Annotated in this window: 10 protein-coding genes; 7 read left to right on the forward strand and 3 right to left on the reverse strand. The window is 37.4% G+C overall.

Features of this window, described 5'->3' with window-relative positions; all coding sequences use genetic code 11:
* Nucleotides 1-25 precede the first annotated feature (25 nt).
* The 6 genes from gcvH to Q4489_RS07255 all read left to right on the forward strand — a co-directional run bounded on the left by gcvH (nucleotide 26) and on the right by Q4489_RS07255 (nucleotide 8,601).
* Complete coding sequence (gene gcvH / locus Q4489_RS07230) at nucleotides 26-415, forward strand: glycine cleavage system protein GcvH (RefSeq protein WP_303478475.1); 390 nt, start codon at nucleotides 26-28, stop codon at nucleotides 413-415.
* A 201-nt stretch (nucleotides 416-616) separates the two neighbouring features.
* The gene (gene gcvP, locus Q4489_RS07235; protein WP_303478476.1) at nucleotides 617-3,520 is read left to right on the forward strand and encodes an aminomethyl-transferring glycine dehydrogenase; all 2,904 of its coding nucleotides are present in this window, start codon (nucleotides 617-619) and stop codon (nucleotides 3,518-3,520) included.
* A gap of 475 nt (nucleotides 3,521-3,995) precedes the next feature.
* Complete coding sequence (locus Q4489_RS07240) at nucleotides 3,996-5,633, forward strand: RNA-directed DNA polymerase (protein ID WP_303478478.1); 1,638 nt, start codon at nucleotides 3,996-3,998, stop codon at nucleotides 5,631-5,633.
* The gene (locus Q4489_RS07245; RefSeq protein WP_303478479.1) at nucleotides 5,621-6,385 is read left to right on the forward strand and encodes a hypothetical protein; all 765 of its coding nucleotides are present in this window, start codon (nucleotides 5,621-5,623) and stop codon (nucleotides 6,383-6,385) included. The genes Q4489_RS07240 and Q4489_RS07245 overlap by 13 nt, the downstream gene beginning before the upstream one ends.
* A gap of 111 nt (nucleotides 6,386-6,496) precedes the next feature.
* Nucleotides 6,497-7,690 (forward strand): DUF3644 domain-containing protein, encoded by a 1,194-nt coding sequence (locus tag Q4489_RS07250; RefSeq protein ID WP_303478480.1) that lies wholly within the window; start codon nucleotides 6,497-6,499, stop codon nucleotides 7,688-7,690.
* Nucleotides 7,690-8,601, forward strand: coding sequence for a hypothetical protein (locus tag Q4489_RS07255; protein ID WP_303478482.1), 912 nt, complete (start codon nucleotides 7,690-7,692; stop codon nucleotides 8,599-8,601). Before Q4489_RS07250 ends, Q4489_RS07255 begins: the two co-directional genes overlap by 1 nt.
* Before the next feature lie 154 nt (nucleotides 8,602-8,755).
* Here Q4489_RS07255 and Q4489_RS07260 read toward each other — a convergent pair whose 3' ends face one another.
* Nucleotides 8,756-8,989, reverse strand: a complete 234-nt coding sequence (locus Q4489_RS07260; protein ID WP_303478483.1) for a hypothetical protein — start codon at nucleotides 8,987-8,989, stop codon at nucleotides 8,756-8,758.
* A gap of 179 nt (nucleotides 8,990-9,168) precedes the next feature.
* On the opposite strand from Q4489_RS07260, the gene Q4489_RS07265 reads away from it, so the two are divergent.
* The gene (locus tag Q4489_RS07265; RefSeq protein WP_303478485.1) at nucleotides 9,169-10,065 is read left to right on the forward strand and encodes a pepsin/retropepsin-like aspartic protease family protein; all 897 of its coding nucleotides are present in this window, start codon (nucleotides 9,169-9,171) and stop codon (nucleotides 10,063-10,065) included.
* Nucleotides 10,066-10,183: 118 nt separating this feature from the next.
* Here the strand turns inward: Q4489_RS07265 and Q4489_RS07270 are convergent, their stop codons facing one another.
* Nucleotides 10,184-10,792, reverse strand: a complete 609-nt coding sequence (locus tag Q4489_RS07270) for a peptidylprolyl isomerase (RefSeq protein WP_303478487.1) — start codon at nucleotides 10,790-10,792, stop codon at nucleotides 10,184-10,186.
* 426 nt (nucleotides 10,793-11,218) lie between these two features.
* Nucleotides 11,219-11,479 (reverse strand): hypothetical protein, encoded by a 261-nt coding sequence (locus tag Q4489_RS07275; protein ID WP_303478488.1) that lies wholly within the window; start codon nucleotides 11,477-11,479, stop codon nucleotides 11,219-11,221.
* Nucleotides 11,480-11,686 lie beyond the last annotated feature (207 nt).

Here is an 11,686-nt window from a genome sequence, read left to right on the forward strand (position 1 = left end):
TACAGACATATTAGGAACTAAAAAAATGAGCAACATTCCTTCAGAATTAAAATATGCAACGTCGCATGAATGGGTACGCAATGAAGGTGACGGTACTGTTACTATTGGTATTACAGAGCATGCGCAAGAATTACTTGGCGATATGGTATTTGTTGAATTGCCAGAAGTAGGCGAAAGCGTTAGCACTGGTGATGATGTTGCGGTAGCTGAATCAGTAAAAGCTGCATCAGATATTTATGCGCCTGTATCAGGTGAAGTGCTTGCCGTTAACGAAGAATTAGAAGATTCTCCTGAACTTGTAAACTCTGACGCGTTTGGCGACGGTTGGATGTTTAAAATCAAACTTGACGATGCAAGCGAGTTAGAAAACCTTCTTGATGCTGAAGGTTACGAAAACTCAATCGACGAAGATTAATTTAGTTACTTTAATCTGTTTTAAGCATTTTTGTTTGAACACAGGTTTTGTTAACTAAAGACTTGTTGTTGGTAAATCAATAACAATATTTTCGCTATTTTAAGCAGTTTAAAATAGTCAACAGATTAAGCCTCTCACTGAAAATAAGTTTGGGGCTTTCTTTATTTTTTACTTACTTTTCTTATTTAGGTAAGCCGTTTTATGACTACTCACTCTCAAAACAACATTACGTTGAAAGATCTAGAACAAACGCAAGACTTTATTCGTCGCCATATTGGCCCTGACGAAGTACAAGCTCAGGCGATGTTAAACGAAATTGGTGCAGAATCAGTTGATGCATTAATTGACGAAATTGTTCCTAGCGACATTCGCCTAGCTGACTTACCGGCTATAGAAGAAAGTAAAACGGAAGTAAAAGCGCTTAGCGATTTAAAAACCGTTGCCAATAAAAATAAAGTAAACAAAACGTATATTGGTTTAGGCTATTACGGCACATTAACACCTAATGTTATTTTACGTAATGTATTAGAAAATCCAGGATGGTATACCGCTTACACGCCTTACCAGCCTGAAATCGCCCAAGGTCGTTTAGAGTCATTATTAAATTACCAACAAATGTGTTTAGACCTTACCGGTTTAGATTTAGCATCAGCGTCATTACTTGATGAAGGTACAGCTGCTGCAGAGGCCATGGCTCTTGCTAAACGTGTATCAAAAAATAAAAAATCAAACCAATTTTTCGTTGCAGAAGAAGTTTACCCACAAACCATTGACGTTGTTAAACAGCGAGCAGAAATGTTTGGTTTCGACATTATCGTGGCACCAGCAGACAGCGTAAGTGAACATGATGTATTTGGTGCACTTTTACAATACCCAAGTGCAACGGGCGAAGTACGTGATATTTCAACCCTTATTGAAAGCGTTCATGAGAAAAAGGGCATTGTAGCCGTTGCGGCTGATATCATGAGCTTAGTGTTACTTAAAGCACCAGGTGAATTAGGCGCTGATGTGGTAATTGGTTCAAGCCAACGTTTTGGTGTGCCAATGGGCTATGGTGGACCTCACGCTGCATTTTTCACAACGAGTGATAAATACAAGCGTTCTATGCCTGGTCGTATTATTGGTGTGTCAAAAGATACGCGTGGTAACAACGCACTTCGTATGGCAATGCAAACACGTGAACAACATATTCGTCGTGAAAAAGCCAATTCAAACATTTGTACAGCACAGGTGCTACTTGCCAACATGGCAGCATTTTATGCGGTATATCATGGCCCTAAAGGGTTAAAAACAATTGCTAGCCGTATCCATCGCTTTGCGGATATTTTAAACGTAGGTACTGCGTCAAAAGGCTTAAAAGCACTTCATGCTAATTATTTCGATACGTTAACATTTAACCTTGATAACAAAGAAGATGTTGTAGCGCGTGCACTAGCAGCTGATGTTAACTTACGCACAGATGTTGCTGGCCAAGTGAGTATATCTCTTGATGAGACAACAACACGTGAAGACATTACTACTTTATTTGATGTGCTACTTGGCGAAGGTCATGGTTTAGACGTAGCAGCATTAGATGCAGAAATTTTAAGTACTGATTATCAATCAATTCCTGCTGAATTAGTACGCGAGTCAGACATTTTAACGCACCCTGTTTTTAACTCGCACCATAGTGAAACTGAAATGCTTCGCTATATTAAAAAATTAGAAAACAAAGATTTAGCGCTCAATCATTCAATGATTTCATTAGGTTCTTGTACCATGAAATTAAACGCAACAGCGCAGATGATCCCTGTGTCATGGCCTGAATTTGCGAATATGCATCCGTTTGCACCGATAGACCAAGCGCAAGGCTATATTGAGATGATCAACGAACTAGGCGACTGGTTAGTTGAATTAACAGGCTATGATAACATTTCAATGCAACCGAACTCTGGCGCACAAGGTGAGTATGCAGGTCTTATTGCTATTCATAAATACCATGAAAGTCGTGGTGATGCGCACAGAAATATTTGTTTAATTCCATCTTCTGCACACGGAACTAACCCCGCGTCAGCGCAAATGGTTGGTATGAAGGTTGTAGTAGTAGATTGCGATAAAAACGGTAACGTTGACATGGCTGACTTAACAGCCAAAGCAACAGAAATGCGTGACAACTTATCATGTATCATGATCACATACCCATCAACACATGGTGTATATGAGACAACAATACGTGAAATTTGTAACATTGTTCATGACAACGGCGGCCAAGTTTATTTAGATGGCGCAAACATGAATGCACAAGTTGGTTTAACTTCACCAGGTTTTATTGGCGCTGATGTTTCGCACTTAAATTTACACAAAACCTTTGCAATTCCACATGGCGGCGGCGGCCCAGGTATGGGACCAATAGGTGTTAAATCACACTTGGCACCGTTTCTACCTGATCATTCACTTATTACCGTTAATGAAACCACAAAAGGTAATGGCGCGGTTTCAGCTGCACCATTTGGTAGTGCAGGCATTTTATGTATCTCTTACCTATACATTGCTTTATTAGGTAAGAAAGGTGTAACAGATTCAACAAAATTTGCCATCACTAATGCAAACTACCTAGCGAAGAAGTTAAGCGAGCATTACTCGATACTGTATACCGGCGCTAACGGCCGCGTAGCTCACGAATGTATTGTTGACTTACGCCCATTAAAAGATTCGTCTGGTATTACAGAAATGGACGTAGCTAAACGTCTACAAGATTACGGCTTTCATTCACCAACCATGTCTTTCCCAGTGGCAGGCACGTTGATGATTGAACCAACTGAATCAGAAGCAAAACCTGAATTAGACCGCTTCATTGAAGCTATGGTATGCATTCGTGATGAAATACGTAAAGTAGAGCAGGGTGAATGGACACTTGAAGATAACCCGCTTCACAACGCACCACATACCTTAGCCGATATTACAGACGCGTCATGGGGTAGAGCCTACACAACAGCAGAAGCTGTATTCCCTGTACCAGCGGCAGCGGCAAATAAATTCTGGCCAACGGTAAACCGCATTGATGATGTATACGGTGACCGTAACCTAATTTGTAGTTGCCCTAGTGTGGATACGTATAAAGATTAATTGTTAGTTGTTGTCGTACTCTAATAAAGTCTGTGACTTTATTTTTGTAGTTTGTGAGTCGAATATAGTTTGTGACTGATAAAATCTTGAAAAGGTGAGCCTAGCGCTCACCTTTTTTATTATGACGTGTACATAGTCTATTCTTTACATCAGCAGCAGGTTGGTTCGCGTTCACGGCAAAGTTAAGAAAGATCGTTTGGTGCCAATTAGTCTACGAGGATGCGAGTGGCTAGCTTTTTATATTGGAAAGATTCGCATAATGTTTGCCTTCATCGGATCTGGAAAGGCACTGTTTCTGGCTAACAATGGCAAACGCTATGTGCCGGGGAAGTTGTCTGAAGTTTATGAAGCAACGCATCCTTCTGCTGAAGGTGTGAGTGGGTTGTTTCAATAAGAAAATTAGTATCTTAATTTAACAAAATTAGTTAAATTTAATGCAAATGAATTTATAAAAACTAATCAAGGATGGTGAATTGTGCAAGTTATAAAGTTAGAACATTTTCAACGAGCTGCTGAAGAGATTGGTAAGCACGGAGACAATGATACTTTGCCATTTAATATGGATAATCGATTCATTGCTAAAAAGTCAGAACAGTTAGCAAAAATTGCTTTTGAATATTTTGAAAGGTTAAACAAAAGCGGTAAAAAAAGTGCAGCAAAGCAATTAAATTCGCTCCAAATCTTTCACGAAAGGCTCTTGACACCTACAGGGGCTTATGGATTCAGAACATCCACCAAGATACACCCTTTTTGGAATATTTATTTAAATGGTTTAGCTATAGCAATTGCAGAAGCTAATGAGCCTTATAGAAGTTCTAGGGCGCATTCATATAGATATGCAGCGGATATGGTCGAATTTTTCGACAGAAGTAAATCATGGAGAGCATATAAAGAAGCTACTCTAGGCGAGTCACTATTAGATTCTCCTAATGCAGTTGTAATTCAAACTGACATTTCTAGTTTTTACGAACACATTTATCACCACAGAGTTGAAAATTGTATCGATGATCTATTTGAAGAAAGTAATACAGTCGGTACTCAAATAGATCGTATTTTGAATCAATTAAGTTCCGGTCGTTCTTTCGGCCTTCCTGTTGGTGGGCAATGTGCAAGAGTTTTAGCAGAGCTTTTAATGACATCAATAGACTCACTACTTAGTCAAAATGGAATTATTTGGCATAGATATGTTGACGATTTTACTCTGATTGCAGATAGTCAAGCTAAAGCTTACGAAGCACTCTCGATACTTTCCAATGTTTTAGCTGATTATGGACTTTCGCTAAACAGAAGTAAAACAACTCTACTTAGCTCAAAGCATTATAAAGATTTTGTAACTGCACAGTTATTTGCAAGTGATGACCAAGCAAGTAAGCTGAAAGAGATAGATTTATATTTTGATCCTTATACAGATGATCCTCATCAGGACTATGAAGACTTACAACAAACAGTAAAAGAGATAGATCTCCAAGCGTTGTTAGCGGCTGAAACGAGTAAAAGCCAACCAGATGCATACTTGGTTTCCCAAATTAGTAGAACTTTAAAATTACAAGAACCGATTACAGCGCTTCAATTATGTAGAACTTTGCTTTCTGTTCAAAACTTAAATGCTTTTAGGGCATCTTGGCCTACCATTATGAGAGGAGTTATTGCCCTTAGAAGTGATTCAGATTTTGTATCTATACATGCCATGTTAGATACTTGTTTAGATGAGGTAATTTCACATTCTAAACATCTACTTTTACCAGAGTCAAACTGTTTACATTTTCTAAGAGCAATTAGATTTAAGAAGACTGAAGCCAGAAGCGTTTTCGTAACTACTGAAGTTTTTAAGAAGACCAAATATGAAACGATCAAAAGAGAGTGTATAGAGTGCTGGAGGCATTGGAAAGATCGTCCTTCATTTATTTCTGTCAGAAATACGTGGTCCACACAAGGAGCAGAGGTTCAAAGAATGCTATGGTTGGCATCACATAAATTTGGTGATGACGGGCTTCACTTTAGAAATCAAGTTAATAATACTACAGATACTTCTTGGACAGTTGGTATTGAGGTTAAGTCAGGAACATCTTTTGGAAGTTTATTTAAGCATTGGACCGAAACATGCGATTCTTAAGACTTCCAATGCGAGACCCTAGAACGGTTGCCAGAGATATTCCGGGAGTTTGCGATATATTGTTTCCTAGGTTGTTACCGGGACTAGTTGGGTTGTTAAATAGAAAATCACAAGCGTTTGCTGGAATTGAACCTATAAGTCCTCAAGATATGCGTTGCATTAAAACCAATGCCGCCATGTTATTTGAAATTGCTTTTGCGCGAGCTGAACAGACACTTTCGCATTCCCCAGTGAATATCGAGGATTGTATTCAACTTGCTATTAATAGGCAGTCAAAATATTTTGACGCAAAAATACCTTCTCAGTTAACAGACACTGAATTGGCAATTATAGATAAAACTTCAGATAACTTGGCAAGAAGTTTACATATGCTAGCTAATGGCAATGAGATTGTTACCGCTCCTCAAATATTTGGCTTTGACTGGATATCAAATGGCGTTGGTGATTTTTCTGCGGGTGATTCCTTGATAGAAGTTAAATGTACATCAAAAGGCTTCTCTTCTAATGACTACAGGCAATTATTAATTTACTGGTTGCTCAGTTATGCATCGGCGATTGAAAAAAACACTATTGAATGGAAGCGCGGAGTTTTATTGAATCCAAGGTTAAATCACTTTGTTGAGTTTGATTTCGATGAGCTAATTCACCTAGTTACAGGTGGTGTTTCTAAAGTAGAGGTATTAGAGCTATTTAGGTCTGTTGTATCCGAATATTCTACAAAGCTATCTATTGACTCATTTGGCAATTATTGAGGCATGAAATCACACATGCCCGTGTTGTCTGATTTATTTTATGTTATTAAGTACTTAATTATTATGTGAACATCAAAGTAAGCCGTAGAATAATAACAAGGACGGATGAGTATGAAAAAAAAGGATAAGAGAAGTGAGCTTTTAAATTTTTTTCGTGAAAAAGAGAAAAATAAAACACACTTCACGTATGCTGAAGCTGCCGCTGAAACTGGATACAAATCAGACTCCATTAGCAAATTTGTTAGTGAGAACCTCAAGGGAAAGTACATATTTCAAAACAAAAGGCCCTATTGGTACAGCCAAGGGTTACTTTCCTTAAGTGACGATGATTTCTTCAGAATAACTTCCCAAAGCACACAAGCTAAAGTACTTAGTGATGATGAAAAGCTATATCAAAAACTAATTAAAAGAAGCCTAAATGCCTTTACAGTTGCTCTGGAAGTTTATAACCGACCAAGCTTAGAAAACAGAGTTGAAGCCTTTGCCATTATGATGACTAATGCTTGGGAACTTTTACTTAAAGCGCAGATACTAAAGGCACAAGGATTTGATTCACTATTTGAAGAAAATGGAAGGAGTATCCCAATTGGGCAAGCAATAAACTTTCGATACCCCTCTAAAAGTGCTGATAAGGATAATTTAAATCAACTAGTTTCTTTGAGAAACGATGCTGTTCATTTACTTTTACCTGAGATTCAACCTCAATTATCTAGGCTATTTCAATCATCAGTTTTGTTGTATCAAGAAGAGTTTGCTCATCAAGAGGGGTATGCTCCTCTTTCTGATCAAAGTGTAGGTATGTTGAGTTTAGTGATTGATGGCCCTGAACCAGATATGGCTATTCTAAAAGATGAATACGGTAAAAGAACTACTGATGAAGTAATAAAGTTTTTGAAGAAATTCACGAAACTTGAGCAAGAGCATGACTCTAACCGCTTCGCAATTAACATTGAATACAAGCTTGCCTTGACTAAAAAACCGGGAGATGGTGACTTAACTTTTGGTGCTGGCCCAGATGGGGCGCATACTGTTTTTGTGGATCGACCCAAAAACCTTAAATTAACACATCCCTTTTATGAGAAAGCTGCAATTCAAAGAATAAACGATGCGCAATCGACTCATTGTATTACTAGTTATTCGTTTAGGGCGGTAGTGAAAAAGCATAAAGTTAAAAGCAAACCGACTTTTTTCGATCATACAGATAGACCTAGATATTCTGAGTCATTTATTGATTGGTTTTTGAAGAACTTATCTCACTCCAATTGGCTAGAAAAATCATTGCCATCAAAAAAAGTGAAAAGCTAGTGACTACATTATTTTTGGGGGCAGGATTTTCTAAATGGGCATTTGATCTACCACTAGTCAACCAACTGTTTGATTTTGATATTGAACCAACAAATGAAACGGAAAATAGAAAGCTAGAATTATTGCTAAGTGACTGGAGCAAGTGGAAAAACGAAAACCTCACTGCTACGGAAGAGCAATTTATCTATTGGTGTTTGCACAAGTCATCACACAGGCGTAGCCGAATTATTTGGTATGTGAATAGGCGTCTAACAGAACCATTCATGACTAGAATCCAAGGTTCGTATACGTCGGCTATGTTCGATGAGCGAGTTGTTAGAGAAAATGAACAAATAATTAAGATTAAGGATTTCATTAATTCTATAGCTAGCTTTGGTTTACTAGGAATACTAACTTGCAATTACGATACTTTAGTCGAGTGTGCTTTAGGAACTAAAGGCTTTAATTATGGAGTTAAAGGAGAGCAACTATTTGGTAGAGGTATAAATCCTCAATTTCCTTGGCAAAATGCACATGTAAATGTAACAGGTAATATACCTTTTGCTAAACTGCACGGCTCACTTTCTTGGGATTCAGAATTCAAGTATACAAGTGGGAAACCCGGTAGAGCAGGCAAGGCTCTTATTGTTCCACCTGCGCCAGAGAAAACACCACCACCAGAGCTAGCAAATGTATGGGCCTTAGGAGACCAAATATTATCAAATAGTAAAAGAATTATACTATTTGGTTTTGCATTTAATGCATATGATTATGCACTTCTCAATTTTTTGAAAGAAAGTGGTGAAAATATAACCCAGGTACTGTTGATCGACCCGTACCCAAATGAAGCTGCTGCTAAGAAACTTTGGCCTAAAGCAACCGTCAATACATTAAACCCGCTAAACGATTTCGATATAGAAGATTATTTATAAGAAGCCAATCTTTGTACTAAGAGGAAGTATGTGGGATCGTAGTTCGTTCTAATTTATATGCAGGCACGATACTATGACCCTTTAAATTGAATTTAATGCCTTGGAGTCATTGCTCTTATTTTGCGGAATGTTTCAATTTTCAAGCATCAATGTCTTAATGAACCATTCCGTTAAAAGCTGAATTTAATTGAGAGATCTGGTTTGGGCTGAAACCCATTCGCAGCAACTCAAAATCACGAAAGTCAATCGTTGCAACTGTTCCCACGCCTTCAAGCACATAGACGCTGCCGCTATATGTTTCAACAATACTTCTTTTTAGGTTGCAGTGCACGGGGATGTTTCCAAGGCTTACAATTGGGTTAGAAGAGATATACTGAATTACCGCCATTGAATAGCTTTTGAAACTAAGCTGATTAGGCCATACACTCTGACTTTTGCTGTTATTGTCATTAATCTTCACACTAAGTAAATAAGTTTCTATTAATTGAATTGTCGTAATAGTAAGGGCTTTTTGCCACTAAAGCAGATATTGTATGCTAAATTAAGCACGATAAAATAAGGATGTTTATGATAAATATAAAAATAATTAGTTTAATTTCCGTTGTTATCTATTTTTGTAGTTTTGAAGCAGTCGCTAAAATAAAAGGGACGGCATTAGAATTACTACCTTCTGGTCATTTAATCGTTGACGTGGTTATAAAGGGGGAAACGGCTAAATTTATTGTCGATACTGGCGCATCGTCAAGTGTTATTGATAAAAAGCTTGTTAAAAAATTGTCTTTAACACCATTAAGTAATGAAGCTAGTATCCAAGGCTACGTTCCCGGAGAACACGTTCTTGAAATGCTGAAATATAGATTAAATGAGGTTGATCTTGGAGGTTTAGTTAAATCTGAAATTGTCTTTGTTGAGCAAGATTTGTCCCCTATGTTTCAAGGTTTAAGCCAATACGAAATACAGGGCATAATAGGGCAAGAGATTTTGGCTAAATTTGGTTTGTTGTTAGATGTTTCAAAAGCAAAGCTTTATCTACCAAATGAACAGTTACTAAAAGGTTATACAGCCACTCACATTCAAACTACGGCGATTGGTTTATCTTTTATCGAAATCGAGATTAATCAAATAAAATTGAACATGTTTATCGACTCTGGAGCAACAGAGGTAATGATTGATAAAGAAATGGCAATCAAACACAATGTTGGTGAAATTTCTTACGATAATCAGATGGAAGGTGTAGGAGAAAACGGTAACATAAGAAAAATTGGTTTGATTGAACATAGTATAATAATGATTGCAGGTAGAAGTATTGACTCGCTTTTATTAGTTGATGATTTTAGTGGATTGTTATCTCAAGTTAACCCTGTGGCACTGCAAGGTGAGATTTCTGGCCTAATAGGTGTAAGCGCTTTAGCTAAGTTGTCTGCAATAATTGATGTTAAAAACCAACGTTTATATATTAATTAGTTCCTACAGAAATAGCAGCAGAAAAAAAATTAAAAGGTCATGATAAAAGGGGTCAGGTACAATGACTAAATCTACCTGACCCCTTTTAATTTCTTTTAATTTTGAGAGTCACTTAAGCTTAATCTTGTTTTTCTTCCTCAAGAATAGTCATTCTAATAATGGAGACCATTTTTTTAGGTACTGTTGGGTAGCCTAGTTTATCGCTGTAACCAACTTCTAGCTGTGATATCGCTTCAACGATGTCGTAACCTTCAATGACTTCACCAAATACGGCATAACCCCATGAGTTTCCTGGATCTAAATTGGTGTTATCGTTGAGATTGATAAAGAACTGGTTGGTTGCTGAGTGTGCATCATTCAGTTGTTTGGCCATGGCAATAGTGCCTTCTTTATTTTTTAGCCCATTGCCAGACTCGTTGAAGATCGGCTCGTTAGGTAAAACTTCAGAGTAATCTGTGTTAAACCCACCAGCTTGGATCAGGTAGCCTTCTTCGACACGGTGAACCAACGTTTTATCATATTTCTTTTGCGCTACATATCCTAAAAAATTATCCACGGTAATTTTGGCTTTAATACGGTCAAGCTCGATAATGATATTACCCATAGAGGTTTCTATTCGTACTTTAGGAGAATAATTATTCGGTTGAATATATTGCCCTTTAGTATTTGCTGCGTGCAATTGGAGAGAAATTAATACCGTAAAAATAAGTAGTGAAACTCTAATCACGTTAGTACCTTTTGTTAAAGTAAATTTACTTGAAAAATATCAGTTAGTTTAACAATTATATATTTTATTGTTAACTCAAAACCATGGTCTATAGAGCTGATGAACGTAAAGTCAAAGTTTTGCGTGTATAGTACCGATATTCTAGCTTAACTTGTAAATAAAAGAATAAAAGGGTCAGGTACAATTACTAAATGTACCTGACCCTTTTATTCGTGACCCGTTTTATTCGTCAGAGCTATGTGCAGTGAGGCATGGGGAACTAAAAAAGAAAAGGCGCCATAAAGGCGCCTAAATTTTTGCTTGCGAGCATTTTGAGGAGTTAACTCCTCGTATTGAAAATAGCTAGAGATCTATTCTCAACGAGCGCTAGAAGGTTGGGAGGTTCCAGCAATTTGTATTCAATAAGCTTACAGTGCTTAGTTTCGCTTATTCAGCGATCACTTCGTTTTTTGCGATTAACTCTGACTTAGTCGCTTTTTTAGCTGTTTTAATAACAGTAATTGGTTTTACTAAGTTTGTTTCAAAAGCGGTTACTAAAGTTTGCATTGATATTTTTACATCTTCATGCGCTTGTGAAGTAATTTCAACAGTGTTAACGGGTTGTGCTTTTTCAAACGCAATATTTGTTGCTGTTGCATTGCCTGCTACTAAGAGCAGTGCTGCTGTGAATATGTTGATAGTTTTCATGATTTGTCACCTAATATTAATTAATAAACATCCAAATAGATGATTAGGGACCTTTTCTTTGCTCGGTGAATGTTTTGGGAGTACATTCATTGCCTGCTACACTCATTGGTCTGGGCTGTAGTAAAAAGATGTAGTCCGTCATCTATGGTGTGTATATTAAGTAAAAACTGGTCAAATGAAAAATGACAAATTATAATGTCATCCATT

Source organism: Thalassotalea sp. 1_MG-2023 (assembly GCF_030546745.1).
In the GTDB taxonomy this organism is placed as follows: domain Bacteria; phylum Pseudomonadota; class Gammaproteobacteria; order Enterobacterales; family Alteromonadaceae; genus Thalassotalea_C.

Coding starts and splice junctions, on each gene's coding strand:
- Q4489_RS07250 (WP_303478480.1), top strand. CDS start 6,497: ATGAAAAAAAAGGATAAGAGAAGTGAGCTTTTAAATTTTTTTCGTGAA.
- Q4489_RS07260 (WP_303478483.1), bottom strand. CDS start 8,989: ATGGCGGTAATTCAGTATATCTCTTCTAACCCAATTGTAAGCCTTGGA.
- Q4489_RS07245 (WP_303478479.1), top strand. CDS start 5,621: ATGCGATTCTTAAGACTTCCAATGCGAGACCCTAGAACGGTTGCCAGA.
- gcvP (WP_303478476.1), top strand. CDS start 617: ATGACTACTCACTCTCAAAACAACATTACGTTGAAAGATCTAGAACAA.
- gcvH (WP_303478475.1), top strand. CDS start 26: ATGAGCAACATTCCTTCAGAATTAAAATATGCAACGTCGCATGAATGG.
- Q4489_RS07275 (WP_303478488.1), bottom strand. CDS start 11,479: ATGAAAACTATCAACATATTCACAGCAGCACTGCTCTTAGTAGCAGGC.
- Q4489_RS07265 (WP_303478485.1), top strand. CDS start 9,169: ATGATAAATATAAAAATAATTAGTTTAATTTCCGTTGTTATCTATTTT.